General features: G+C 58.9%; 23 protein-coding genes. 11 read left to right on the forward strand and 12 right to left on the reverse strand.

Translation table 11 applies throughout. From position 1 onward, the window contains the following. Nucleotides 1–101: 101 nt before the first annotated feature. The 3 genes from yeiB to AB1748_RS13940 form a co-directional block, all read right to left on the reverse strand. Nucleotides 102–1,262: a DUF418 domain-containing protein YeiB gene (gene yeiB, locus AB1748_RS13930; protein ID WP_367395646.1), complete on the reverse strand. Its 1,161-nt coding sequence runs from the start codon at nt 1,260–1,262 to the stop codon at nt 102–104. Nucleotides 1,263–1,312: 50 nt separating this feature from the next. Continuing rightward, complete coding sequence (gene folE, locus AB1748_RS13935) at nt 1,313–1,978, reverse strand: GTP cyclohydrolase I FolE (RefSeq protein WP_111138762.1); 666 nt, start codon at nt 1,976–1,978, stop codon at nt 1,313–1,315. A gap of 125 nt (nt 1,979–2,103) precedes the next feature. Further along, nucleotides 2,104–3,231, reverse strand: a complete 1,128-nt coding sequence (locus AB1748_RS13940; protein WP_367395647.1) for a YbfB/YjiJ family MFS transporter — start codon at nt 3,229–3,231, stop codon at nt 2,104–2,106. Between the two features lie 117 nt (nt 3,232–3,348). On the opposite strand from AB1748_RS13940, the gene AB1748_RS13945 reads away from it, so the two are divergent. The 3 genes from AB1748_RS13945 (at nt 3,349) to fghA (ending at nt 6,340) form a co-directional block, all read left to right on the forward strand. Beyond that, the gene (locus AB1748_RS13945; protein WP_293771886.1) at nt 3,349–4,260 is read left to right on the forward strand and encodes a LysR family transcriptional regulator; all 912 of its coding nucleotides are present in this window, start codon (nt 3,349–3,351) and stop codon (nt 4,258–4,260) included. Between the two features lie 100 nt (nt 4,261–4,360). Beyond that, complete coding sequence (locus AB1748_RS13950; RefSeq protein WP_313653984.1) at nt 4,361–5,485, forward strand: S-(hydroxymethyl)glutathione dehydrogenase/class III alcohol dehydrogenase; 1,125 nt, start codon at nt 4,361–4,363, stop codon at nt 5,483–5,485. A gap of 12 nt (nt 5,486–5,497) precedes the next feature. Continuing rightward, nucleotides 5,498–6,340 (forward strand): S-formylglutathione hydrolase, encoded by an 843-nt coding sequence (gene fghA / locus AB1748_RS13955; protein WP_367395648.1) that lies wholly within the window; start codon nt 5,498–5,500, stop codon nt 6,338–6,340. A 93-nt stretch (nt 6,341–6,433) separates the two neighbouring features. On the opposite strand, the gene AB1748_RS13960 is transcribed toward fghA, so the two are convergent. The 5 genes from AB1748_RS13960 to AB1748_RS13980 form a co-directional block, all read right to left on the reverse strand. Next, nucleotides 6,434–7,222 carry an ABC transporter ATP-binding protein gene (locus tag AB1748_RS13960; protein ID WP_293772126.1) on the reverse strand — a complete coding sequence of 263 codons (789 nt, stop codon included), beginning with the start codon at nt 7,220–7,222 and terminating at the stop codon, nt 6,434–6,436. Then, the gene (locus AB1748_RS13965; RefSeq protein WP_111138757.1) at nt 7,222–8,298 is read right to left on the reverse strand and encodes an iron ABC transporter permease; all 1,077 of its coding nucleotides are present in this window, start codon (nt 8,296–8,298) and stop codon (nt 7,222–7,224) included. The genes AB1748_RS13960 and AB1748_RS13965 overlap by 1 nt, the downstream gene beginning before the upstream one ends. Before the next feature lie 216 nt (nt 8,299–8,514). Further along, on the reverse strand, nt 8,515–9,981 hold the full coding sequence (locus AB1748_RS13970) for an amino acid permease (protein WP_111138756.1): 1,467 nt from the start codon (nt 9,979–9,981) through the stop codon (nt 8,515–8,517). A 116-nt stretch (nt 9,982–10,097) separates the two neighbouring features. Next, entirely contained in the window at nt 10,098–10,964 is an 867-nt protein-coding gene (gene yieE, locus AB1748_RS13975) for a DNA-binding transcriptional regulator YeiE (RefSeq protein WP_111138755.1), read from the reverse strand. A 9-nt stretch (nt 10,965–10,973) separates the two neighbouring features. After that, entirely contained in the window at nt 10,974–11,348 is a 375-nt protein-coding gene (locus AB1748_RS13980) for a YkvA family protein (protein WP_111138754.1), read from the reverse strand. Between the two features lie 106 nt (nt 11,349–11,454). Here AB1748_RS13980 and AB1748_RS13985 point away from each other — a divergent pair, with 106 nt between their 5' ends. Both AB1748_RS13985 and nfo read left to right on the forward strand, forming a co-directional pair. Beyond that, nucleotides 11,455–12,510 carry a YeiH family protein gene (locus AB1748_RS13985; protein WP_111138753.1) on the forward strand — a complete coding sequence of 352 codons (1,056 nt, stop codon included), beginning with the start codon at nt 11,455–11,457 and terminating at the stop codon, nt 12,508–12,510. Nucleotides 12,511–12,561: 51 nt separating this feature from the next. Further along, nucleotides 12,562–13,407: a deoxyribonuclease IV gene (gene nfo / locus AB1748_RS13990; RefSeq protein ID WP_111138752.1), complete on the forward strand. Its 846-nt coding sequence runs from the start codon at nt 12,562–12,564 to the stop codon at nt 13,405–13,407. Nucleotides 13,408–13,558: 151 nt separating this feature from the next. Here nfo and fruA read toward each other — a convergent pair whose 3' ends face one another. From fruA to AB1748_RS14010, 4 genes are all read right to left on the reverse strand, one after another. Continuing rightward, a complete protein-coding gene (gene fruA / locus AB1748_RS13995) occupies nt 13,559–15,277 on the reverse strand; it encodes a PTS fructose transporter subunit IIBC (protein WP_111138751.1) in 1,719 nt (572 codons plus the stop codon). A gap of 16 nt (nt 15,278–15,293) precedes the next feature. Then, complete coding sequence (gene fruK / locus AB1748_RS14000) at nt 15,294–16,232, reverse strand: 1-phosphofructokinase (RefSeq protein ID WP_111138750.1); 939 nt, start codon at nt 16,230–16,232, stop codon at nt 15,294–15,296. Continuing rightward, on the reverse strand, nt 16,229–17,359 hold the full coding sequence (gene fruB, locus AB1748_RS14005) for a fused PTS fructose transporter subunit IIA/HPr protein (protein ID WP_111138749.1): 1,131 nt from the start codon (nt 17,357–17,359) through the stop codon (nt 16,229–16,231). The genes fruK and fruB overlap by 4 nt, the downstream gene beginning before the upstream one ends. Before the next feature lie 272 nt (nt 17,360–17,631). Next, nucleotides 17,632–17,886: a YkgJ family cysteine cluster protein gene (locus tag AB1748_RS14010; RefSeq protein ID WP_111138748.1), complete on the reverse strand. Its 255-nt coding sequence runs from the start codon at nt 17,884–17,886 to the stop codon at nt 17,632–17,634. A gap of 163 nt (nt 17,887–18,049) precedes the next feature. On the opposite strand from AB1748_RS14010, the gene yeiP reads away from it, so the two are divergent. From yeiP to AB1748_RS14040, 6 genes are all read left to right on the forward strand, one after another. After that, entirely contained in the window at nt 18,050–18,622 is a 573-nt protein-coding gene (gene yeiP, locus AB1748_RS14015) for an elongation factor P-like protein YeiP (protein WP_111138747.1), read from the forward strand. A 69-nt stretch (nt 18,623–18,691) separates the two neighbouring features. Further along, the gene (locus tag AB1748_RS14020) at nt 18,692–19,660 is read left to right on the forward strand and encodes a GTP-binding protein (protein WP_367395649.1); all 969 of its coding nucleotides are present in this window, start codon (nt 18,692–18,694) and stop codon (nt 19,658–19,660) included. Between the two features lie 43 nt (nt 19,661–19,703). Further along, nucleotides 19,704–20,411: a phosphatase PAP2 family protein gene (locus AB1748_RS14025; RefSeq protein ID WP_293771910.1), complete on the forward strand. Its 708-nt coding sequence runs from the start codon at nt 19,704–19,706 to the stop codon at nt 20,409–20,411. A gap of 512 nt (nt 20,412–20,923) precedes the next feature. Next, nucleotides 20,924–21,499: a bifunctional murein DD-endopeptidase/murein LD-carboxypeptidase gene (gene mepS / locus AB1748_RS14030; protein WP_046102239.1), complete on the forward strand. Its 576-nt coding sequence runs from the start codon at nt 20,924–20,926 to the stop codon at nt 21,497–21,499. 219 nt (nt 21,500–21,718) lie between these two features. After that, entirely contained in the window at nt 21,719–23,281 is a 1,563-nt protein-coding gene (locus AB1748_RS14035; protein WP_111138744.1) for a cyclic di-GMP phosphodiesterase, read from the forward strand. A gap of 24 nt (nt 23,282–23,305) precedes the next feature. Further along, the gene (locus AB1748_RS14040; RefSeq protein ID WP_367395650.1) at nt 23,306–25,114 is read left to right on the forward strand and encodes an extracellular solute-binding protein; all 1,809 of its coding nucleotides are present in this window, start codon (nt 23,306–23,308) and stop codon (nt 25,112–25,114) included. Nucleotides 25,115–25,122 lie beyond the last annotated feature (8 nt).

The raw sequence follows: 25,122 nt of genomic DNA on the forward strand, positions 1-25,122 counted from the left end.
ACCGGCGCTATTTTGTCAGGGGCAGGCAATGTGCAGCGTGAATTGCGTCACATCAATGAAAACGGTTACATACAATTATGTAACCTTTGTGATGGCGGTCATTATCCTGCGCGATCGGTGAGGCGCGATTTACCGGCGGAGAACAGCGTAAGCCGCCGCCACAGCCACTCCAGCGGACCCTGAGCGAAGAAATGTAACCAGATGAGTGAAAACAGGATATTGATGAGCCATATCAGCGGCACCATCATGACCAGTTCCAGCCGGGTAAAGTGCATATAGAGGTTAAAGCGATAAAAAAGCGTGGTGCAGATAAGTGACTGTAACAGATAGTTGGTCAGCGCCATGCGGCCAACACACTGGATGGCATGACTGATACGCCAGCGCGCTATCTGCGGCCAGTAAGCCAGACAGAGCGCGGCATAGCCCAGGCTGATGAGCGGACTGGCGAGATCGCGCGGCGTCTGCAGATAGAAGCCGCTCCAGCGAAACTCCCAGTGTAACAGCCACTGCGCGGCCACCCCGGCAACCGCGATGGCGAATCCGGGCGTCAGCAGTCGTGCCGCCGCCTGGCGATAGTGCTGCGCGGAAAACTGACCGGTCAGCCAGCCGCTGCGTAATAGTGCGCCGCCGATCATCATCAGGCCCGCCAGCTGCCAGCCATACTGCGCCGCCAGCGCCATCAGCCCGGAAGAGAGATGGTCCAGCCGGTTCTGTACGGCTTCCCACCCGCCGGTGATTTTCCAGTACTGTTCATATTGCAGATCGGCAGCGCCTGGCAGCCAGGAACGGGTCGGTTCGGGGTCGGAGATCGACCCGAACACCAGCAGCACGCCACAGCCCACCAGATAGAGCAGAATACCGGTATTCATCAGACTGCGGGTGGATGGAACGTCGCGCAACACCCGCCAGACCACCAGCCCGATCACACCGTAATCCAGCAGGATATCGCCCTCCCACAAAAAAACCGCATGCAGGAAACCGATTATCACCAGCAGTGAGAGCCTGGCCGTCAGCCAGCGGCTGCCACGCGGCAGCTGCAGCTGCAGACCCGCGCCAAACAGCAGGGCAAACAGGGTGAGGAATTTGAGCTGGGCGAAGGTGTCAGAGAGCGCCCAGGTCCAGGCATCGCTCAGGGTGACACTGCCCTGCCAGGCGGGATTGAGATAGGCGGCCGAGGGCAAGCCAAAGCCGACGATATTAAGCAGCAGAATGCCGAGAATGGCACAGCCACGAATGAAATCCAGCGCGTGATAGCGTTGCATGCGGCACCCTGCCCCAATGAGGCGGGCTACGTTATGCGCCCGCCGTAAATTCAACTATGGCGCACCGCGCGCAAAAATTCCTGGCGGGTATTCTGACTGGACTTAAACAGACCGCCCAGGGAGGTCGTGGTGGTGGCGCTGGTGGCATCTTTCACGCCACGCGCTTTCACACAGTAATGCACCGCATCAATGGAGACGGCGACATTATTGGTGCCCAGCAGCGTCTGCAGCGCGACCAGAACCTGCTGCGTCAGACGCTCCTGCACCTGCGGACGCTGGGCAAAGAACTGGACGATGCGGTTGATTTTCGACAGGCCAATCACCTTATCTTTCGGGATATAGGCGACGGTGGCTTTACCGTCGATGATCACAAAATGGTGTTCACAGGTGCTGGTCAGGGTGATGTCGCGCACGGTCACCATCTCATCAACCTTCATCTTATTTTCGATAACGGTGATTTTCGGGAAGTTGGCGTAGTCGAGACCGGAAAAGACCTCATCCACATACATTTTGGCGATGCGGTGTGGCGTTTCCATCAGGCTGTCATCTTCCAGATCCAGATTCAGCAGCTGCATGATCTCCGTCATGTGCCCGGCAATCAGGCTCTTACGCGTTTCGTCATCAATGTCGCGCGTCGGTGCACGTAACGGCGTTTCCAGTCCTCGCGCCAGCAGCGCTTCATGGACCAGGGCAGCTTCCTGACTTAAGGTGCTCATCGTACTCTTCTCCGGCTGGTGTTGCGCCCGCAAGCCTTTGCCAGCGGGCCCTGTAATCAGGCGCGTATTGTGAAACTTTCTTTGCGGGGAATCCAGCAATCAATCAGATTGGTGAAGAAAGCTTTTTATCCGGTTCGTCGCCAGACCAGCAGACCCGCCCAGACCAGGCTGATCCCGGCGACCCACAGGGCAGGCTCCAGCCGGTGCCAGAGGATGGCAGAGAGAAAGGAGAGCAGCGGCCCGGCCAGCTGGCCGATCGCATAGCCGGTGGTGAGCAGGCCCGCCATGTAGCGCAGATGGTCAGGTGCCAGTTCGCGGGCACAGAGCATTGAGAGCTGCACCACGCTGAGGAAGCCGCCGCCCACCAGCAACGCGCCTGCCAGCAGACCGCTGAAGCATGGCAGCAGAGCCGCAGCAAAAACGCCCAGCGCCTGCGCCCAGAGCACCAGCGCCAGCCGGACGTGGCTGTGCCCCCATCGGCGTGTCAGGATCCCCAGCCCGATGCCGATCACCGCTGCGCCCCCAAAAACGGGCCAGACAAACTGCGCGAAGATGCCGTCAGGAAAGCGCGTGGCCGCCATCTGCGACAAAAAGGTGGCGGGCAGAATGTAGCCGAAGCCCGCCAGCGTGTAACTCGCGACCAGACGTTTAAGGTTGCGATCCAGCACCAGCGGTACAGGCGTCTGATCGGGGCGATGCAGTTCACCCGGACGCGGCAGATGTCGGGTGATGAGCGCGATCAGCAGCAGCGCCAGCGTACCGTAGGCGGCCCAGGCCACACCGGCAGAGACCTGCAGCGTATGCAGCAGCACGCCCAGCAGGCCGCTGACAAAAATGCCGCACCCTGGCCCGGCAAAAACGGCGGCCGACAGCCCTGCCCGCCCGTGACGATGCAGCTGTTCATTGCTCCAGGCCGCGACCAGCACCATCGCCCAGCCGCTGGCCCAGCCAATCAGAAAGCGGATTGCGCCATGCAGCCATGGCCCGCTGGCGAAGGCGGAAAGCAGGGTCAGGATCACTGCGCCCCACACGCCCGCCTGCAGCCGCAGCTCGACCCGTCTGTGCGCCCGCATCGCATCAAACGAGCCGCACAGATAGCCCAGATAGTTAAACGCGGCGACCAGGCTGGCGCTGGTAAGCGTCAGCTGGTGTGCCTGAATCATCAGCGGCACCTGGGGCGTAAAGGCAAAGCGGCCAATCCCCATAGCCACAAATAAAGTTAAAAACGCGCTGAGCGCGACGCGTAACGCCATTGCTGAACTCCTGCTGTGCTGCCCTGAGATCTCATCTGACTTGCTAACAGCATGCAGGATGACTAAACTCACGGAAAGTGAATATTATTAACCAACTTGTTTACAGGAAGAGAAGATATGGATCTGGTTCAGCTGCGTATGTTCTGTTCCGTCGCCGAAACGGGTTCACTGGCTCGCGCGGCAGAGCAGCTGCATCGCGTTCCCTCTAATCTCACCACGCGGCTGCGCCAGCTGGAAGAAGAATTAGGGGTGGATCTCTTTATTCGTGAGAAGCAGCGCATTCGCCTGTCGCCGATGGGCCATAATTTTCTCAACTATGCGCAGCGCATCCTGACACTGAGCGAAGAAGCGATGAGCATGACCCGCACCGGTAAACCGGCGGGCAACTTTGCGCTCGGCTCCATGGAGAGCACGGCAGCGACCCGTCTGCCCGGCCTGCTCGCCGCCTATCACCAGCGTTTTCCGGCGGTGGCGCTGTCGCTGATCACCGGCACCTCGGGCGAAATTATCGATCGGGTGCGTGAAGGCACCCTGGCCGCCGCACTGGTGGATGGCCCGGTCGCCCACGACGACCTGAATGGCTGTATCGCATTTCGTGAGGAGATGGTGCTGATCACCGGGCTCGACCATGCGCCGATTACCACAGCGCGCGACGTTCAGGGCGACACCCTGTTCGCCTTCCGCAACAGCTGCTCCTACCGGGTCAAGCTGGAGAGCTGGTATCGCGACAGCCAGACCGCGCCCGATAATGTGATGGAGATTCAGTCCTATCACGCCATGCTGGCCTGCGTGGCGGGCGGCGCCGGGGTCGCGATGATCCCGGCGTCGGTGCTGAAACAGATGGCGGATCGGTCGCGTGTGCAGGTCCACACGCTGCCTCCCGCTTACCGCGACACGGCCACCTGGCTGATGTGGCGACGCGACGCCTTTACGCCGAATGTTGAGGCGCTGAAGTATCTGATTATCGAACAGTTTGACGATCGTCCGCTCAATGATGAGCTGATGCATCCATTACAGGCGGCGGAATAAGCGTTCCGCGCTATGTTTAAGAGTCTGGCCCATCCGGCCCTGAATCATCACGACCACCCGGCGCGTCTGCGCGCCACAATCTGACTGGAAGAGGGATTGCATGAACATGATCAAAACCCGTGCCGCTGTTGCCTGGGCTGCTGGCGAACCGCTGAAAATCGAAGAAGTGGATTTGATGCCGCCGCAGAAAGGCGAAGTGCTGGTGCGTATTGTCGCGACCGGCGTCTGCCATACCGATGCCTATACCCTCTCCGGTACCGATCCGGAAGGCGTTTTCCCGGCGATCCTGGGCCATGAAGGTGGCGGCATCGTGGAAGCCGTGGGCGAAGGCGTGACCAGTGTGGAAGTGGGCGACCATGTGATCCCGCTCTATACGCCGGAATGTGGCAAATGTAAGTTCTGCCTGTCGGGCAAAACCAACCTCTGCCAGGCAATCCGCGCCACCCAGGGCAAAGGGCTGATGCCGGATGGCACTACCCGCTTCTTCAAAGATGGCAAACCGATTTTCCACTACATGGGCACCTCGACCTTCTCTGAATACACCGTCATCCCGGAGATCGCGCTGGCTAAAATCAGCAAAGAAGCGCCGCTGGAAGAGGTCTGTCTGCTGGGCTGCGGTGTCACCACCGGTATGGGCGCGGTGATGAACACCGCCAAGGTCAAAGAGGGTGACACCGTGGCGATCTTCGGTCTCGGCGGCATCGGTCTTTCCGCCGTGATCGGGGCGAAGATGGCGAAGGCGGGCCGCATCATCGCCATCGACCTTAACACCAGCAAATTCGATCTGGCGCGCAAGCTGGGTGCCACCGATCTGATCAACCCGAAAGATTACGATAAGCCGATTCAGGATGTGATTGTCGAGCTGACCGACGGCGGCGTGGACTTCTCATTTGAATGTATTGGTAACGTCAACGTGATGCGCTCGGCGCTGGAGTGCTGCCATAAAGGCTGGGGCGAGTCCGTGATTATCGGCGTTGCCGGTGCCGGTGAAGAGATCGCCACTCGTCCTTTCCAGCTGGTGACCGGTCGCGTCTGGCGTGGCTCCGCCTTTGGCGGCGTCAAGGGACGTTCGCAGCTGCCGGGCATCGTGCAGGATTATCTCGACGGCAAATTTGCGCTGAATGATTTCATCACCCATACCATGCCGCTGGAAGAGATCAACGACGCCTTTGATTTGATGCATGAAGGGAAATCAATTCGTTCGGTCGTGCATTTTAATAAGTAATCAGGAGGCGTTATGGCATCCACTCTGGAGCTACTGGAAGAACACCGTATCTTTGGCGGCTGGCAGCAGCGCTGGCGGCATCCGTCAGCGGTGCTGAACTGCCCGATGACCTTCAGCATCTATCTGCCCGATCCGCACGGTGATGCGCCGCCACCGGTCGTCTGGTTTCTGGCCGGGCTGACCTGCAACGATGAGAACTTTACCACCAAAGCGGGCGCGCAGCGGGTGGCGGCGGAGCTGGGTCTGGTGCTGATTATGCCGGACACCAGCCCGCGTGGCGAAGGGGTCGCAAATGATGAGGCTTACGATCTGGGCCAGGGGGCGGGGTTTTATCTCAACGCCACTCAGCAACCCTGGGCCAGCCATTTCCGCATGTTCGACTATCTGAGCAGCGAGCTGCCCGCCCTGATTGCGGATAACTTCAAGGTCAGTGAACGTCAGTCGATTATGGGGCACTCTATGGGCGGTCACGGCGCGCTGATGCTGGCGCTGCGTCTGGGCAACCGTTTCGCCTCGGCTTCTGCCTTTGCACCCATCGTCAATCCGATGCAGGTGCCCTGGGGGCAGAAAGCCTTTACGGCCTATCTGGGCGAGGATCGGGCGGGGTGGAGTGAGTATGACAGCTGCCAGCTGATGGCAGAGGTGTCACACCGGCTGCCGATGCTGATTGACCAGGGGGACAACGATCAGTTCCTGGCCGATCAGCTGCAGCCGGAGCGGTTAGAGGCGGTTGCCCGCGACATGGGCTTCCCGCTGACCCTTCGTATTCAGCCGGGTTATGACCATAGCTACTTCTTCATTGCCAGCTTTGTGGAAGATCATCTGCGTTTCCATGCCCAGCATCTGCTGGTGTAGCTGACATTCAGGGCCGCATTAGCGGCCCTGAATTTTTACTGCGGGAGAGGATTAAGGTTACTGCCGCTCGCCTCATCACGGGCTTCAGCCCTGTCAGACCAGCGCCGGGCCGGTCAGCCCATCGATCATCACCTGCGGAATGCCGCGTGAGCAGTGTTCGATACGGCCATTTACCCCATAGACCTTCGCCAGCGTGTCAGGCGTGATCACTTTATCCGGCTGCCCTTGCGCCACCAGCGCCCCCTGCTTCAGCATCAGGGCATGTTGCGCATGCCGCAGCGCGATATTGATATCATGCACCACCACCACCGTAACGATGTTACGCAGGGCTGTTTCGCGCCGCACCAGGTCCATGACGTGGAACTGATAGTTGAGATCCAGTGCGCTCAGCGGTTCATCCAGCAGCAGCAGTGCCGGGCGGCGGATCAGCGACTGCGCCAGACCGACCAGCTGCTTCTGCCCCCCGGAGAGCTGATCGAGATAGCGCATTGCCAGATGCGCGATGCCAAGCTGCTCCAGCAGATGCATGATTTCCGCTTCGCTGCTCGCGCTGTGCAGCCCGCCCGAGGCGCGCTGCGCCACGATGATGGACTCCAGGACATGCAGATGTACACCCGCAGGCAGCGACTGCGGCAGATAGACCACATTCTTTGCACGGCGGGCAAACGGCTGGGTCATCAGATCCTCGCCGTTCAGCCACATCTCGCCCTGCCCTTTATTCAGCCCTGCCAGCGCACGCAGCAGCGTCGATTTACCACAACCATTCGGCCCCAGCAGCACCGTGATCTCGCCGCGCGGCAGTGGCGCAACGTTCAGGTTCTCAATCACTTTATGTTTGGGATACCCGGCGCAGAAGCCGCGTAAGGTCAGACCCTGTTCCATCATACTGTCCCCCGATGACGCAAGATAATACTCAGGAAGAACGGCACACCGATCAGTGAGGTCACGATGCCGACAGGGATGATCACGCCAGGGATCAGGTTTTTCGAGGCGACCGATGCCAGCGACAGCACCAGGGCGCCGACCAGCGCACTGGCAGGCAGATAGAAACGGTGATCTTCACCAAACATCATGCGGGCAATGTGCGGCGCGACCAGGCCGATAAAGCCGATCGGCCCGACAAACGCCACGGCCAGCGCGGAGAGCACGCTGATGCGCAGTAAGGTGGTCAGGCGCAGACGACGCACGTCGATGCCAAAGCTAACCGCACGATCTTCGCCCAGACGCAGCGCCGTGAGTTTCCAGCTGCTCATCATCGAGAACGGCACCAGGATAATCAGCGCCAGGCTCAGCACCCCCAGCTTCTCCCAGGAGGCGCGCGCCAGGCTGCCCATGGTCCAGAACACCAGGCCCTGCAGGGTATCTTCGCTGGCGATGAACTGCATCATGGAGACCAGCGCGTTGAAGGTGAAGACCAGTGCAATACCGAACAGCACCACACCCGCCGAGGAGACCTGCGTCCAGCGGGTAACGGCATCGAGCATCAGCGCGGCTAACAGCGCAAAAACAAAGGCGTTGGCCGAGATTAACCACTGATCGGGAATGCCGGGGATCCCGATGCCAAGGATGATGGCCAGCGCCGCGCCAAAGGCTGCCGCCGAGGAAACCCCCAGGGTAAACGGACTCGCCAGCGGGTTATTGAGGATGGTCTGCATTTCCGCGCCCGCCAGGCCCAGCGACAGCCCCACCACCAGCGCCATCAGCGCATACGGCAGACGAATATCCCAGACGATAACGCGGGTGCCGGCATCGACGTTGTCAGGATTGAGCAGCGTATTCCACAGCGTATCCAGGGAGAGTCCGGCCGGACCCAGCGTGAAATCGAGGATCAGCGAGGCGACGATCGCCAGCAGCAGCACGCCAATCCAGACAAGGCGGCGGCGCAGCACCTGATGATAGTTTTGCATGGTGTGGTGAAGCGTTTCTTCCCCCGCCAGCAGCGAAGTTTCGGTAGTCATGTTTTAACCCTGTGTGGCTATCACGTCAGAAAACGCAGCCACAATAGTCCAGGTGATAATAATTATCAATTCGTTAGCACAAGCGAGACGCGAAAAAACAGTAAAAAAGGGTGTTGATATGGGCGGGAAAGTGCAGACACAACACATTGAAGTGGCAGAAGAGGCACCTCAACGCGCTGTGTCTGCTCGCTGACTGAACGGCGTCAGCGTACAGCGTTAATCCTTATGAACCGGGAACTCCATCTCGCTGTACTTCACCAGACGGCTGCCGCGCACCAGCCTGTAGCCGAACCAGATAATCAGGAACAGCGGAATGCCGATGTAGGTCGCCGCCACGCCGTACCAGTCGATGCTCTCGTTGAGAAACGCCTGATAGTTCTGACCCAGCGTGATGATCAGGCAGAGCACGAAGGCGAAAATCGGCCCCAGCGGAAAGAAGCCGGAACGGTAAGGCAGATCGTTCAGGTCATATCCCTGGGCGATGTAGCCCCGGCGGAAACGATAGTGGCTGATGGCAATGCCCAGCCAGGCGATGAAACCGGTCATGCCGGAGGTATTCAGCAGCCACAGGTAGACCTCCTGATTCCCGAACTTCGAGGTCAGGAAACAGAGCCCGGCTACCACGGTAGTCGCCCAGAGTGCATTGCGCGGCACGCCGCCCTTTGAGAGCTTCGCAAAAATGCGCGGCGCTTTGCCTTCGCAGGCCAGGTTGTAAAGCATGCGCGTGGAGGCGTACATGCCGGAGTTACCCGCCGACAGCACCGCCGTCAGGATCACGGCGTTCATTACCGCCGCCGCCGAGAGCAGACCGGCATTACGGAAGACCAGAGTGAACGGGCTGACGCTGATATCGTTGATATCGTTGTGCAGCAGCTGCGGGTCGGTATAGGGCAGAATCAGGCTGATGATCAGGATAGCGAAGACATAGAACAGCAGGATACGCCAGAAGACCTGCCGGACCGCACGCGGAATGTTTTTCGCCGGATCTTCAGATTCGCCCGCCGCGATACCGATCAGCTCGGTGCCCTGGAAGGAGAATCCGACAATCATCGCCACGCCAATCATCGCGGCAAAGCCACCCGCAAACGGCGCATCCCCGACCTGCCAGTTATGCCAGCCCGCGTGCTCCGCGCCGCGCATAATCCCGGTGATCATCAGCACGCCGACCACGATAAAGATAATCACTGTCGCCACTTTGATCAGCGAGAACCAGTATTCCGCCTCGCCAAAGCCTTTCACCGAGATGTAGTTGAGCAGGAACATCAGCCCCAGGAACAGTGCGCTCCAGATCCAGCCGGGCGTGTCGGGGAACCAGTAGTTCATCACCAGCTGTGAGGCCACCAGGTCAACCGCGATGGTCACCGCCCAGTTGTACCAGTAGTTCCAGCCGAGCGCGAAACCAAAGCCCTCTTCGACATATTTTGCGCCATAGGTGGCAAAGGAGCCTGACACCGGCATGAAGGCAGCCAGTTCGCCCAGGCTGGTCATCAGGAAGTAGACCATCAGGCCGATCAGGATATAGGAGAGAAGTGCGCCGCCGGGGCCGGCCTGGGCAATGGTGGCACCCGAGGCCACAAACAGGCCGGTACCGATGGAGCCGCCGATGGCAATCATCGTCAGATGACGGGCTTTTAACGCACGTCGTAATGCAGGTTGTTGTGTTGTTTTTGAGTCATTATGCATGTGTTAACGCTACGCTGGGTAAAAATGAGGCGCGATTGTAGCAGCCAGACCGCCTCTGTATAGCGATGCCATGCTGTTATTAGTTAAGTTCATGATCGCGCCCGGATTATTAGCAGTCACTCACGACAGTAGGAGAGAAAGCGCGTCAGGGCTTTTGAAACATGCTTCTGCCGGTGATGAATACGGTAGAGCGTGCGGGTCAGCCGCGGCAGCGGGATCGCCAGTTCCACCAGCGTCCCCGCTTCCAGCAGATCGGCAATCACCCGGCGTGACAGGCAGCTGATCCCCATGCCGTGCCGCACCGCATGTTTGATGGCTTCAGAATTACCCAGCTCCATTCCCAGCTGAAAACTGGGCAGATGTGACAGCAGCAGATAATCGACGATTTCCCGCGTGCCGGAGCCGCGTTCGCGCAGGATCCACGGCGCCTCCGCCAGGGTTTTCAGCGTCACCGGCTGCTGGAGAACCGGCGCATCGGGCGCGGCAAACACCACCAGTTCATCCTCCAGCCAGGGTTCGCTGACCAGTTCGGTCATGTGGCACGGCCCTTCAATCAGCCCCACATCCACGCGGAAATCGGACACCGCCTGGATCACATCCTGACTGTTGCCGACGCTCAGCTCCAGCGGCAGGCCGGGAAAATCGCGACGATAGGCCGCCATCATGCCGGGCAGCAGATAGTTACCGATGGTGCTGCTGGCGAAGATGCGGATCGCGCCGTTGTCCTCTTTGAACAGCTGCTCGATCTCACCCGCCTGCTCCAGCAGCCCGACCGCACGCGGATAGAGCAGCCGTCCATGTTCATTCAGCACCAGCCGTTTACCGACCCGGTCAAACAGCTGCACCCCGAGCTGACTCTCCAGATCGGCCAGCGCCGCACTGACCGCCGACTGCGACAGGGCCAGCAGCTGAGACGCCTGGGTGGTGGAACCACTCTTTAGCACTTCGGTAAACACTTCAATCTGCCGCAGCGTAATGTGCATGGTTGCCTCTTAACTCAGTGATTGCCTGACGAGATAAACGATCAGCGCCAGCCAGATCAGCCCCATCGCCACCAGCCAGCCGGCGATCTTTTTGCCGCGGCTGCGCTGCGCCTCTGCCCGGGCAAGGCTGCTGATGCGCACCTCTTTCGGCAGTAACCGCAGCAGCAGCATGACGCCCGTCGGAATAATGACCGCGTCATCCAGCAACCCCACAAAGGGGATTACGTCGGGAATGAGATCGATCGGGCTGATGCCGTACGCAACCAGCCCCAGCATCCCCAGCTTGTTCCACCAGGGCGTGCGCGGATCGCGGAAGGCGAACCCCAGCACAAACACATCTCGTTTAATCAGCGTCGCCCAGCGGCGCAGACGTGACACTATCATGACAGCAGCCTTATCGTAAATTCTGGTCAATTATAAATATATTATCAATTTCACTTTTAAGCCAGTCGCCTTCATGATCATGACTCAACCACGAGGAGTGACCACCATGACCGAACTGAGCATCGCTAAACCACACCACCCTCTTTCGCTCTGGTTCCCCGGCCTGCTGCTGACTGCCGCTATTGCTGCCGCCGCCAGCTGGCTGGCGCAGCAGCCTCTGATCGCCTCACTGGGGCTGGGCTCGCTGACGCTGGCGATTATGCTGGGCATCGTGGTCGGCAACAGCCTCTATCACCCGCTGGCCTCCCGCTGCGACAGCGGCGTGGTGCTGGCGAAACAGAAGCTGCTGCGGCTGGGCATTATCCTGTTTGGCTTTCGTATCACCTTACAACAGATCGCAGATGTCGGTTTTAGCGGCATCCTGATCGATGCGCTGACGCTGAGCAGCACGTTCTTTGTGACCTGCCTGCTGGGCGTCCGGCTGCTGAAGCTGGACCGCGATACCGTCTGGCTGATTGGCGCGGGCAGCAGTATCTGTGGTGCTGCGGCCGTGCTGGCGACCGAGCCGGTGGTGAAAGCCGCGCCGTCGAAAGTCGCGGTGGCGATCGCGACCGTGGTGCTGTTCGGCACCCTGGCGATCTTTGTCTATCCGCTGCTGTGGCCGCTGGCTCACCATCTGTTGCCGGGACTGAGTGCGGCACAGTTCGGGGTCTTCACCGGATCCACCATCCATGAAGTGGCGCAGGTGGTGGCCGCCGGGCACAGCATCAGCCCGGCGGCGGAAAACAGCGCGGTGATCGCCAAAATGCTGCGGGTGATGATGCTGGCTCCGTTCCTGCTCTGCCTGAGTGCGGTCATCCGTGGTAAACGCCACGCGGGCAATGCCCGTCAGCCGGTGACGTTCCCGTGGTTTGCGCTGCTGTTTATCGCCGTTGCCCTGTTTAACTCACTGCAACTGCTGCCTGCGGCGCTGGTGGCCACGCTGAATGCGCTGGCGGGGCTGCTGCTGGCGATGGCGATGGCCGCGCTGGGCGTCACCACCCGTTTCGGGGCGCTGCGCGAGGCGGGCGTCAGGCCGCTCCTGCTGGGCGCGCTGGTCTCTGGCTGGTTAATCGCGGGGGGCGGCACGATCAATCTGCTGGTGCAACATTTCATGGGCTGACGCCATCAGGTATCATGCCGTTTCATCCGTGCATAGCCCCAGGAGAAAGGCATGAAATATATCGGCGCACATGTGAGTGCGGCAGGGGGCGTGGATCAGGCAGTGATTCGCGCCCATGAACTGGAAGCCACCGCCTTCGCGCTCTTTACCAAGAATCAGCGTCAGTGGAAGGCCGCCCCGCTCTCCACAGAGATGATTGATGCTTTTCGCGCCGCCTGCGAGACCTATAAATACAGCCCGCAGCAAATCCTGCCGCACGACAGTTTCCTGATTAACCTCGGCCATCCGGTTGAGGAGGCGCTGGAGAAATCCCGTGCGGCCTTTATCGACGAACTGCGCCGGGCCGATCAGCTGGGCCTGACGCTGCTGAATTTCCATCCCGGCAGCCATCTGCATCAGATTGAGGAAGAAGCCTGCCTGAAGCGGATCGCCGAGTCGATTAACGTTGCGCTCGACCAGACCCAGAACGTCACCGCCGTGATTGAAAACACCGCAGGCCAGGGCAGTAACCTGGGCTTCCGCTTCGAGCATCTCGCGACCATCATTGAGCATGTCGAAGATAAGTCGCGCGTCGGCGTCTGCATTGACACCTGCCATGCGTTTGCCGGCGGTTATGACCTCCGTACCGAAGCGGACTGCGAAGCGACATTCAGAGAGTTTGAGCGCGTCGTCGGTTTCAATTATCTGCGCGGTATGCATCTCAACGATGCCAAAAGCGCGTTTGACAGCCGCGTTGACCGCCATCACAGCCTGGGGGAAGGCAACATCGGCCGGACGGTGTTCAGCTGGCTGATGAAAGATCCCCGCTTTGACGGGATCCCGCTGATTCTGGAGACCATCAATCCCGATATCTGGAAAGATGAGATCGCCTGGCTGAAAGCCGAGCAGCAGGGATAAACAAAGGGAGCCATCTGGCTCCCTTTTCGCGGCTATCGCCTGCAGCTTCAGAAAATCTGTGCCCTGCCATCCCTGCCCTGCTCTGCCTGCGCCGTCTGCAAAAACAAACAGGGAGCCATCCGGCTCCCTGTTATCTTCACTTCCGCGTTAATCAGGCTTTCGCCAGCTGCTCTTCCGGGCGTTTCAGAACCGCATAGCTCAGACCGGCAATTGCGGTGCCGATGACAATCGCCATCAGATAACCGATCACCGGTGTAATTGCGCCAGGGATCAGCAGTACAAAGAGTCCGCCGTGCGGGGCCATCAGTTTGGCACCAATCGCCATTGAGATCGCACCGGTCACGGCGCCACCAATGATACAGCATGGCAGAACGCGCATCGGGTCACGGGCAGCAAACGGAATCGCCCCTTCAGAGATAAAGCAGAGCCCCAGAACCAGTGCCGCTTTACCGCCTTCCTGCTGACCTTTGTTGAATTTACGACGGGCAACCAGGGTGGCCAGACCCATCGCCAGCGGCGGCACCATACCGGCTGCCATGATGGCGGCCATCGGTGCATAGGTCTGCGAACTCAGTAAGCCGACACCAAACGCGTAGGCCACTTTGTTTACCGGGCCACCCATATCGGTACACATCATGCCGCCCAGAATCGCGCCCAGCAGGACCGCATTCGCCGTACCCATGTTTGCCAGCCAGTGCGTCAGGCCGCTCATGATACCCGCCACCGGTTTACCGACCACATAGATCATCAGCAGGCCGGTGATCAGGCTGGCGAACAGCGGAATAATCAGTATCGGTTTCAACGCTTCCATGCTCTGCGGCAGTTTCACTTTGCCGCTGATCAGCTTCGCCGCATAACCGGCAATGAAGCCCGCGATAATCCCGCCTAAGAAGCCTGCGTTGATGCTGGTGGCGATCATGCCGCCAATCAGACCCGGCGTCAGACCCGGACGGTCAGCGATGGAGAAGGCGATAAAGCCCGCCAGCACCGGGACCATCAGGGCAAAGGCGCTACCGCCACCGATCTGCATCAGCGCGGCAGCCAGCGTACCTGGCTCTTTAAAGGCGGTGATACCAAAGGCGAACGACAGAGCGATACTCAGACCACCCGCCACCACCATCGGCAGCATGTAGGACACCCCGGTCAGCAGGTGGCGATAGGCGCCCGCGCCGCCCTGTTTCTTCTCTTCTTCGCTGTTTGCCGTGCTCTGGCCGCTGGCCGCCACTTTATAAGGCTTCGCTTCTGCGACCGCTTTATCCAGCTCCTGCGCGGTTTTCTTCAGCGCCAAACCGGTGGAGGTGCGGTACATCGGCTTACCGGCAAATTTCGCCAGATCCACTTCGATATCCGCCGCCACGATCACCAGATCGGCCGCCGCCACTTCTTCTGGCGTAATCGCGTTTCCGGCACCTACGGAACCGCGGGTTTCAACCTTGACCCACCAGCCGCGACGGGTCGCTTCGGCCTGGATCGCCTCAGCCGCCATAAAGGTGTGCGCGACGCCGGTCGGACAGGCTGTCACGGCAACCACACGTTTTGGTGCACCCGCCTGCGCCGGGGTCGCGGCTGACGCCGCCGCCGGGGTTGCCGCCGCAGCCGGAGCCTGCCAGGTTCTGGCTTCTGCCTTCGCCCGGTTCAGGAAGTTTTCCGGCTCGCGAACCGCCAGCTGGAGGTCGCCCAGCCAGACCGGCTTGCCGTTCAGGGCCGCATCGTCCGGCACCTTTTTGCCCAGCACAATCGCCAGTTCCGCCTCAGCAGGGTTTTCAGTCAGAGTCAGGCCTGCCGCCGCCGCAGCGGCAGCCAGACGTTGTTGCGCCATATAGGCGGAGGCCAGTCCCAGTGTAGGGTCTTTAATCAGCAGCGTTTTCATTATCGCTCTCCTGCTGTCAGTTAACGGGTTGTAAGTCGACGCGCGCCATCATTGCGGCCAACTGAGTACGATCGGACACACCAACGTTGCTCTGGCTGACGGCCATGGCCGCCACCGCCGTCGCAAGACGCAGCGTGTGCTCGCTGGATTCACGCATCAGCAGGCCATAGATCAGCCCGCCAACCATTGAGTCACCGGCACCGACGGTGCTGACAACTTCACACACCGGCGGTTTCGCAATCCATTCGCCAGACGCGTTGACCCACAGCGCGCCTTCTGCGCCCAGCGAGATCACCACATGGGCGATGCCCTGTTCGCGCAGTTCGTGCGCCGCGCCAATCACATCCTGCAAGGTGGGCAGTTTACGACCGGCCCAGATCTCCAGCTCACGGCGGTTAGGTTTGACCAGCCACGGCGCGGCTTTCAGTCCTGCCACCAGCGCCTCGCGGCTGCTGTCGAAGATGATGCAGGGGCAATGGGTACGCAGTTCGGTCATCCAGCGGGTAAAGGCTTCGTGATCCACACCTTCTGGCAGGCTGCCACTGACGCAGACCATATCGAACTGGCCCAGCCAGGTCAGTGAATCGCTGGTAAAACGATCCCAGTCCTGCGCCGTCACCTGAAAACCGGAGAAGTTCAGATCGGTCACATCACCGGTCTGTTCGGTCAGTTTAACGTTGATACGGGTCCGGCCCGGCACCACCTGGAAACGGTTGGCAATGCCCAGCTCGCTGAAGAGCTGCTGAAAGCCATCCTGATTCTCTTTGCCCAGGAAGCCACCGACGGTGACATCAATACCCAGATCTTTCAGGACCCTGGCGACGTTGATCCCCTTGCCCGCCGCGTGCAGTCCGGTGGTTTTCACCAGGTTGACTTCGCCGCGTTCAATTTCAGGGGTATATCCCACCAGGTCATACGCCGGATTCAGCGTAATGGTGGCGACACGTCTGCTCATGCTGCCCCCTCACCCAGACCGCTGGTGATCGCTTCTTCAATCGCGTTCAGCGCCTGCTGTGCATCTTCACCGCTGGCGGTAAAGCGCAGGCGGTGGCCTTTCTTCACGCCCAGCGCCACGACTTTCATCAGGCTGCGACCGTTAGCCGGTTTACCGCTGCCGTCGAGGTTGGTCACGGTGATGTCGCTGTTGAACTGCTTGATCACACTGACCAGCGCCGTGCCCGGACGGGCATGCAGGCCATGTTCGTTACGAATGGTAAATTCGGCGGTCAGCACGTCGGCCTGCTCATCGACTTCACTGGTCAGCAGGGCGTAGACACCCGCCGCATCGGCTTTCAGCAGACGATCAGCTTTGCCCTGCTGCAGCAGCGCGCTGAGGTAACCCAGCACTTCCAGCGGACGTTCATCGGTGGCTGACACGCTGATGAGCATCGACGCCGGTTCGCCCTGATGTTCAAAGGCATGCTCGGTACGGCTGACGGCCACGCCGCTGCGCAGATTGCCCAGGCTGCTGTCGCTGAGCCAGATGCCCTGCCCCAGGCTCAGCGGCGGGGTTGAGACGACATCGGCGACGTAGCTGGCATCAACCACGCCCGCGGCTTGCAGCCGGCCGGCGTTCATCGCCTGCAGGGTAATCAGATCGCTGGCCGCGACGTTAAGCGTCACCAGTGAGGTGTCGAAGCTGAATTCGGCGGCTTGTTTCTCGCCCATCAGCAGCGCACGAAGATCTTCAGCAGAGGCGGTTTTGAGCTGTTCGGCAATGGAGTCATCGCTGAGCACATGCGTCAGCTGACGCAGCAGCGCCAGATGTTCATCTGACTTCGCGGCAATCCCGATCGCGACATAGGCGGTCTGATCGTCACCCCAGGCAATACCCTGCGGAAACTGAAACACCTGGACGCCGGTTTTCAGCACCAGGTCGCGGGTGTCGGTGGTGCCGTGCGGGATTGCGATGCCGTTGCCAAGAAAGGTGGAGGTCTGCTGTTCGCGCGCCAGCATACCGTTGACATAGCCTTCAGCCACATTGCCCGCCGCGGTTAACGCGGCAGCAACCTGACGAATGGCCTCTTCTTTATTCTGGGCGCTGGCTCCGGTGTGGATGGCCTGCAATTCGAGCTGGAACATAATTCTCCTCGCTTGCTGAGATTGAATCGTTTCAGCTAGCAGGCAGGTTTTCACGCCTTGCTGTCTCTGTCAGCCAGCCCCGTCACCGCTGAAACGTTTCAGGAATTGTGATGCAGACGCTTTCGTCAGGCAAGAAAATGCGCAAACGGCGTAGCAGATTTTTGACGTTACGCACATTTCGGCGGCAGGAAGAGGACCAGCGGAGAGTCAGGCTGACGCAGTTGCTGTCACGTCCCACTCATCAGGCAAAAAGCGTCAGCTGTGTCAGCCTTTCAGGGGGCGGTATCGGCTTCAAGTTTCAGCAGCCAGGTCATCGCCTGCTGGCGCGACTGACCACACATGCTGAATGAGGGTTGCAGACTGGCGCAGACGGCAGGCCGCAGCGGCGAGCCAAACAGTTTACAGCGAAGATCGTCGTCCAGCTGAACGCAGGGCGTGTTGGCAGGCTTGCCGTCAGGCATGCCGGGGATAGGCGATGAGATAGAGGGTGCTGTGCAGCAGGCACCGCATTGGCTACGGCATTGCATGCTGTGCTCCGGCAGAAAAAGAGGCGCTGACAATAGCAGCCCGTGACGACAATTACCATGAAAGCCACGGCCTGACACAAAATTTCGCACCCGCGATATTGCCAGTTTTCCCTGGCGCGGGTAACGTTGCGCGCACTTCACTCTCATGATAGCGAGAACAGCAATGCCAAAAGCCAATGAAATCAAAAAAGGGATGGCCGTCACGCACAACGGCAAACTGCTGCTGGTTAAAGATATTGATGTCCAGAGCCCCAGCGCACGCGGTGCGGCGACCCTCTACAAAATGCGCTTTACCGATGTCCGCACCGGTTTAAAAGTGGAAGAGCGCTTCAAGGGCGACGAGATTATTGATGCGATTTCGCTCAGCCGTCGCAGCGTCACCTTCTCTTATATAGATGGTGACGAATATATCTTCATGGATGATGAGGATTACACCCCCTACGCCTTTAAGCAGGACCAGATCGAAGAAGAGCTGCTGTTTATCCCCGAAGGCGGCATTCCTGGCATTCACGTACTGACGATGGATGGCCAGGTGCTGGCGCTGGAGCTGCCACAGACGGTGGATATGGAGATCGTCGATACCTCGCCGGGCATCAAAGGCGCTTCCGCCAGCGCCCGCACCAAACCCGCCGGAATGAGTACCGGTCTCTCCATTCAGGTTCCGGAATACCTCAGCAACGGTGACCGCATCCGTATTCATATCGCTGAACGCCGCTATATGGGTCGTGCCGATTAACTGGCGCAGGCTGGAGTCTGGTAGTGTTATAATATAACATTATCAGCATTCCAGGCAGGAGCCCGCACCATGACACGCGTTAATCTGATCACCGGTTTTCTGGGCAGCGGAAAAACCACGCTGCTCTGCCATCTTCTGGCCGCCCGGCCGCAGAACGAAAAGTGGGCGGTGCTGGTCAACGAATTTGGCGAGATCGGAATCGATGGTGCGCTGCTGGCCGATCGCGGCGCAACCGTTAAAGAGATCCCCGGCGGCTGCCTGTGCTGCGTGAATGGTCTGCCGCTGCAGGTCGGGCTGAATCTGCTGCTGAAAGATAAGCCCGACCGGCTGCTGATTGAGCCTACCGGCCTCGGTCATCCGCGCCGGGTGCTGGAAATACTGAAGTCCCCGGTCTATCAGACCTGGCTGCAGCTCAATGCCACCCTGACGCTGCTTGATCCCCGTCAGCTCACCGATCCGCGTATCGCAGCCAATGAAAACTTTCGCGATCAGCTGGCGGCCGCCGATATCATCATCGCCAGCAAGCGCGATAGCTGGGACACGCAGGATCGCCAGCGGCTGACTGAGTGGCTGCAGCAGAGCCAGCCGCCACGTCCCGTGACAGAAACAGAATTTGGCCGCATCCCCCTTCATCTGCTGGATGCGCCCCATCAGCCTCGCGCGCTTCCCCTTCCGCACCATCATTATCCGGCCGTGCCCGCCAGCGGCGTAGCGGCGCTGCGGCTGACGGGTGGCGCGCGCTGGCGCCGGTCGCTGAATCAGGGCCAGGGCTACAGCGCCTGCGGCTGGCTGTTTGATGGCGACACGCTGTTCGACAGCGCCGCCCTGCTGGCGTGGGCGCAGCAGGCGCAGGTTGATCGGATAAAAGGGGTGATGCGCACGGCCGAAGGCACAATGCGTATTAACGGCGAGGCAAAAGCGCTGCACAGTGAAACCTCTGCTGTGTCGCCACCCGATAGCCGTATTGAAGTCATTCATTCTCAGCAGGCTGACTGGAATCGACTACAATCGGCGTTGTTGAAGTGCCGTTTACGCTAGTAAAGGTATTGTCGGCGGTTATTTTTTTGAAATGAGTTTACTTATGCGCGCAACCCGCCTCGTTACCATCCTGCTGCTGAATGCACTGGGTGTAGTACTGTTTCTGTCCTGGTATCTGCCACCACAACATGGTTTCTGGTTCGGCATCGATAAAGCGATCTTTTATGGCTTCAATAACCAGATGGTGACTCATCCCCTGTTTGCCCTGATCGTCGCGATCACCAACTTCCGGGGTTTTGATGTGGTATCACTGCTGGCGATGGGCCTGCTCTATCTGTCGATCTGGCGTCAGGAGACACCGCCCGCTCGGCGCCGGATGCTGGCGATCGGCATCACCATGCTGCTGACGGCCGTTATCCTCAATCAATTGGGCCACCTGCTGCCGGTGAAGCATTCCAGCCCGACGCTGTTCTTTGAGAATGTGCATCGTGTCAGCGAACTCACCGGTATCCCGGCGAAGGATGCGTCGAAAGATAGCTTCCCTGGCGACCACGGTATGATGCTGATTATTTTTGCCTGCTTTATCTGGCGTTATTTTGGTTTCAGCCGTTTTTTAATTGCCGCCGCCATTGTGGTGCTATTTTCGCTGCCGCGCGTTATGGCCGGTGCGCACTGGTTTACTGATATTGCCGTCGGATCGCTGTCGGTGGTATTGGTCGGGCTGAGCTGGTGGTTATTAACGCCAGCCAGCGACGTGCTGGTTAACTGGTTTAATCGCAAATTACCGGGCAAATATAAGCCCGTGATGTAAATGATAAGCGCGGTCGGTTTAATCATCCGCCACTGAACCGTCCGCGCTTATAAGAAACACCCTCTCACTATTAGCCTGCTAATTAATATGACGAAAAGAAAAGGTTATCTTTTCCGCAGACCGGTTAAATAGTCATCATTCCCTGTTAATTCTTCAGAAAACCGCGAAAACGGGGCTATGCCCTGAATTGACGCCCGTTTCACCGCCTGTTCTCACCATCATTCGCTCACAATTGTCGCTAAATTAGTCATTGTGTTACGTTTTGATTCTCATCAAAAAAACCTATGTGAAATTGATTAAAAGCACTCGCCACGGCGTCTGTAATCAGTTAACCTCAGTCGCAGTGAGGCCACAGCGTCAGAAAAGCCAGTTTTTTTTACATTAAAATGTGTCCATTAACACATTTTAGTGATTAAGGATTTGTCTTAGTCTGTTTCGCTTATTAATCTCCCTGCTTTGTCATCTGGCTGGCGACAATTGTGTCGTAAGGAACCCGAAGGAAAACCCGAATAATGGTCAAGTCTCAACCAATACTGAGATATATCTTGCGGATCGTGCCCGCACTGGCGCTGGCAACACTCCTCTCAGCATGTAGCAGTACCCATAGCAGTCAAAACGCGAATAACGAGAATCATGAAGTTAACAACCAGAATGGTTTTTTACTTCAGGCGTCTCAGGATGAGTTTGAAGAAATGGTGCGTAATGTCGACGTTAAGTCGCGCATCATGGAACAATACGCCGTCTGGAAAGGTGTGCGCTATCGCCTTGGTGGCGATACCAAACGCGGGATCGATTGTTCCGCCTTTGTTCAGCGCACCTTCCGCGATCAGTTTGGCTTAGAATTACCGCGCTCCACCTCTGAGCAGCAGGACACCGGCAGAGAGATCACCCGCAGTAAACTGCGTCCTGGCGATCTGGTGATGTTCCGTGCTGGCTCCACCGGCCGCCATGTCGGCATCTATCTGGGCAATGACAACTTCGTTCATGCCTCCACCAGCAGTGGTGTGATGATCTCCAGCCTCAATGATGACTACTGGAAAAAGCGTTACCGTGAAGGACGCCGCGTGTTAAGCCGTAACCCGAGCTGACAATCACCTTCGATCTTCTCTCAGCCAGAGAACAGGAAACGCTGCCTATGCAGCGTTTTTTTTTGCCTGTTCTGAGCGTCAGCGGTGACATAAGATAAAAGCATTGCATTTCAGATTATTAACGAGACATTACGGACGTTCTCGTTATATTCTCGGTCGCTTAAACCGAAGCAGTCGTGCGCAATAACATAATAATAATTTGATCAGGGGAAGCACCTCATGCCACTGTCGGGGGCGCTGCGGCGCCACACCAACTATCCTCGCCGTATCGCATGGAGTAGCGCGATGGCGGGCGGCTTATTTTTTCTGTTGTTTGCCGCACTGACGCTTCATCAGACCTGGCAAAAGCGCGAACGGCAGCATCAGCAGTTGCTGGAAAAAAGCCGTACGGCATTACAGCAGACGCTCTCTTCGCTGCTCAACAGTACCCTCAGCCCCCTGCTTCCGTTCACCCAGACCGCCTGCCATACCATTAATCGTGAACTCACCTCACGCGCCGCCTTCGCCGGAAATCTCCGCGCCATCCTGCTGGTCAATAATGGCAACGCTTTCTGCTCCTCGGCGACCGGCAGCTTCAGTCTGCCGCTCAATGTGATTGCGCCGCAGAGTGATATTTCGCGCGATCTCGATCTGCGGCTGATGCCCGGCACGCCGCTGCAGCCCAATAAACCGGCGCTCGCACTGTGGATTAAAAATCCGGGCAACCTGCAGTCAGGCGTCTTCGCCACGCTGAATATCACGCTGGCGCCCTATCAGCTGATGGCGTCAACGCGGCCAGAGATCACCGGGGTGGCGCTGATCGACCCGCGCAGCGCCCTGACCAGCTGGCAGCCCGGTATCATCGAGCGTCAGAATCTGCCAGCGGCGCTGGATCAGCAGGCGCTGACAGGCTACCCGCTCCGGCTGGCGCTCTACGGCTCCACGCTGGCGTTCAGCGATTATCAGGCCATCCTGCTGAGCAGTCTGCTGCTGTCGCTGCTGGTGGCCGGGGCCTGCTGGCTGCTGCTGTCGATCTATCTGCGTCCGGGTAAAGAGCTGATTCAGGGCATGAAACGCGGCGAGTTTCACGTTGAATATCAGCCGCTGGTGACCTCGCGCGATGGGCAGCCCTATGGGATGGAGGCATTACTCCGCTGGACCCATCCGACGAAGGGTGCGATTCCGCCCGATGTGTTTATTCACTATGCTGAGTCGCACGGCCTGATTATCCCCCTGACCCGGCATCTGTTTCAGCTGGTATCCCGCGATGCGCATCTGCTGTGCCATACCATTCCCCGCCACGCCTGTCTCAGTCTCAACATTTCGCCTCTGCATCTGGCTGACAGCAGTTTCCGTCAGGATGTGCTGCGCTGGCTGGATACCATGCCTGCGGCTCACTTTAATTATGTGTTTGAGATCACCGAACGCGCGATGGTGCGCGACGACAATGTCGGCGAGCAGTTTGACTGGCTCCATCAGCAGCAGATCCATATCGCGATCGACGATTTCGGCACCGGTCACAGCGCGCTGATCTACCTGGAGCGTTATGCGTTTGATTACCTGAAAATCGATCGCGGCTTTGTTCAGAGTATCGGAACGGAGACGCTGACCTCACCGGTGCTGGATACCGTGCTACAGCTGGCGAAGAAACTGAACCTGAAGAGCGTGGCGGAAGGGGTCGAAACCGGCGAGCAGGCGGCCTGGCTGATCAATCGTGGTGTGACACATCTGCAGGGTTACATCTTCAGCCGTCCGCTGCGGCCGGAAACGCTGATAGACTATTTCCGGCGTTATAACGGCTGATCGCTGACAGGAGAAGAGACCGCTATGCTGCTTCGTTCCGGACTTCTGCTGCTGTGCGCCCTGCTCAGCGGTTCGCTTCAGGCGGTAACCGTCCTGCAAAGCTACGCCTTTACGCAGCTCGGTGAGGCGAAATATCCCCCCGGCTTCCATCATTATGACTATGCCAATCCCGATGCGCCCAAAGGCGGCAGCATCACGCTGGCGGTGGCTGGCACCTACGATAATTTTAACCGCTACGCCTCACGCGGCAATCCGGGCATCAACACCGGCGCGCTTTATGATGGACTCTACACCAGCTCCGACGACGAACCGGGCAGCTATTATCCGCTGATCGCCGAATCTGCACGCTACGCCAGCGATTTCAGCTGGATTGAGGTTCGCCTGAATCCCCGCGCCCGTTTTCAGGATGGCACCCCGATCACCGCCCGCGACGTGGCCTTCACCTTTCAGAAATTTATGACCGAAGGTGTGCCGCCGTTCCGCGTCGCCTACCGTGGGGTGAGCCTGAAAGCCCTGGACGCGCGGACGGTGCGTATTGAGACCACCAGACCGGACAGAGATCTGATGCTGGGATTACTGACGCTGCCGGTGATCGCGGAGGCGTTCTGGCATGATAAAAAGTTTAATGAGCCGTTAAGCGCCCCTCCGCTCTCCAGCGGACCTTATCGCATCACGCGCTGGAAACTGGGCCAGTTTATTGAGTTCAGCCGGGTAAAGGATTACTGGGCCGCCGATCTGCCGGTCAATCGCGGACGTTTTAATTTCGACCGGATGCGCTATGACTACTATCTGGATGACAATGTGGCCTTTGAAGCCTTCAAGGCGGGCGCTTATGACTGGCGTGAAGAGACCTCAGCAAAGAACTGGGCGATCCGCTATCGCGGCGGCAATTTCGCCAGAGGCAGCATCGTCAAAGAGACGACGCCCTTTCGCGCCGCCACCGATACCCGCTGGCTGGCGTTTAACAACGAAAACCCGCTGTTTCAGGATCGCCGCGTTCGTCAGGCCCTCTCACAGATGTTTGATTTTGAATGGATGAACCGGGCCCTCTATTATGGTGCCTGGCAGCGCACCAGCAGCTATTTCCAGAACACGGCATACGCCGCCCGCGGGCTGCCCGACGCAGAACAACAGGCCCTGCTCGCACCGTGGCGCGCCCGGCTCCCGCCTGAGCTGTTCAGCCAGCCCTATCAGCCGCCGGTGAACGATGGCAGCGGCTACGATCGCGCCAGCCTGTTAAAAGCCTATGACCTGCTGCAACAGGCGGGCTGGCAGATAAAAGATCGCCGTCTGGTGAATGCGAAAACCGGTCAGCTTTTTACCGTGGAGCTGCTGCTGCGCAGTGGCAGCAACATCGACTGGGCGCTGCCGCTGCAGCACAATCTTTCCCGGCTCGGCATTGCGCTGAACCTGCGGCAGGTCGACAGCTCACAATATCTGCGTCGCCTGCGCAAAGGGGACTATGACATGATAGCCACCGTCTATGGCGCGATGCCGATTCCGACCTCCAGCCTGGAGATATTGTGGCAGTCTGACTATATCGCCTCGTCGTGGAATACCGCGCGGGTCCGGGATCCGCTGGTCGATCACCTGGTGAAGCAGATTGTCGCGCATCAGGGCGATCCCGTTGCGTTGCGGCCGCTGGCCCAGGCGCTGGACCGCGTGCTGCTGTGGAATGCCTATATGATCCCGATGTGGTACAGCGCCGAGCAGCGGCTGGCGTACTGGAATAAGTTTTCTCATCCCGCCATCAAGCCCGCCTACAGCAGCGGGCTGGACAACTGGTGGTATGACACGCACAAAGCCGGGCGTCTGCCGGCCAGCAAACGCTGAGGAGAGAA

This window comes from Pantoea sp. Ep11b, assembly GCF_040783975.1.
In the GTDB taxonomy this organism is placed as follows: domain Bacteria; phylum Pseudomonadota; class Gammaproteobacteria; order Enterobacterales; family Enterobacteriaceae; genus Pantoea.

Coding starts and splice junctions, on each gene's coding strand:
- yeiB (WP_367395646.1), bottom strand. CDS start 1,262: ATGCAACGCTATCACGCGCTGGATTTCATTCGTGGCTGTGCCATTCTC.
- folE (WP_111138762.1), bottom strand. CDS start 1,978: ATGAGCACCTTAAGTCAGGAAGCTGCCCTGGTCCATGAAGCGCTGCTG.
- AB1748_RS13940 (WP_367395647.1), bottom strand. CDS start 3,231: ATGGCGTTACGCGTCGCGCTCAGCGCGTTTTTAACTTTATTTGTGGCT.
- AB1748_RS13945 (WP_293771886.1), top strand. CDS start 3,349: ATGGATCTGGTTCAGCTGCGTATGTTCTGTTCCGTCGCCGAAACGGGT.
- AB1748_RS13950 (WP_313653984.1), top strand. CDS start 4,361: ATGAACATGATCAAAACCCGTGCCGCTGTTGCCTGGGCTGCTGGCGAA.
- fghA (WP_367395648.1), top strand. CDS start 5,498: ATGGCATCCACTCTGGAGCTACTGGAAGAACACCGTATCTTTGGCGGC.
- AB1748_RS13960 (WP_293772126.1), bottom strand. CDS start 7,222: ATGGAACAGGGTCTGACCTTACGCGGCTTCTGCGCCGGGTATCCCAAA.
- AB1748_RS13965 (WP_111138757.1), bottom strand. CDS start 8,298: ATGACTACCGAAACTTCGCTGCTGGCGGGGGAAGAAACGCTTCACCAC.
- AB1748_RS13970 (WP_111138756.1), bottom strand. CDS start 9,981: ATGCATAATGACTCAAAAACAACACAACAACCTGCATTACGACGTGCG.
- yieE (WP_111138755.1), bottom strand. CDS start 10,964: ATGCACATTACGCTGCGGCAGATTGAAGTGTTTACCGAAGTGCTAAAG.
- AB1748_RS13980 (WP_111138754.1), bottom strand. CDS start 11,348: ATGATAGTGTCACGTCTGCGCCGCTGGGCGACGCTGATTAAACGAGAT.
- AB1748_RS13985 (WP_111138753.1), top strand. CDS start 11,455: ATGACCGAACTGAGCATCGCTAAACCACACCACCCTCTTTCGCTCTGG.
- nfo (WP_111138752.1), top strand. CDS start 12,562: ATGAAATATATCGGCGCACATGTGAGTGCGGCAGGGGGCGTGGATCAG.
- fruA (WP_111138751.1), bottom strand. CDS start 15,277: ATGAAAACGCTGCTGATTAAAGACCCTACACTGGGACTGGCCTCCGCC.
- fruK (WP_111138750.1), bottom strand. CDS start 16,232: ATGAGCAGACGTGTCGCCACCATTACGCTGAATCCGGCGTATGACCTG.
- fruB (WP_111138749.1), bottom strand. CDS start 17,359: ATGTTCCAGCTCGAATTGCAGGCCATCCACACCGGAGCCAGCGCCCAG.
- AB1748_RS14010 (WP_111138748.1), bottom strand. CDS start 17,886: ATGCAATGCCGTAGCCAATGCGGTGCCTGCTGCACAGCACCCTCTATC.
- yeiP (WP_111138747.1), top strand. CDS start 18,050: ATGCCAAAAGCCAATGAAATCAAAAAAGGGATGGCCGTCACGCACAAC.
- AB1748_RS14020 (WP_367395649.1), top strand. CDS start 18,692: ATGACACGCGTTAATCTGATCACCGGTTTTCTGGGCAGCGGAAAAACC.
- AB1748_RS14025 (WP_293771910.1), top strand. CDS start 19,704: ATGCGCGCAACCCGCCTCGTTACCATCCTGCTGCTGAATGCACTGGGT.
- mepS (WP_046102239.1), top strand. CDS start 20,924: ATGGTCAAGTCTCAACCAATACTGAGATATATCTTGCGGATCGTGCCC.
- AB1748_RS14035 (WP_111138744.1), top strand. CDS start 21,719: ATGCCACTGTCGGGGGCGCTGCGGCGCCACACCAACTATCCTCGCCGT.
- AB1748_RS14040 (WP_367395650.1), top strand. CDS start 23,306: ATGCTGCTTCGTTCCGGACTTCTGCTGCTGTGCGCCCTGCTCAGCGGT.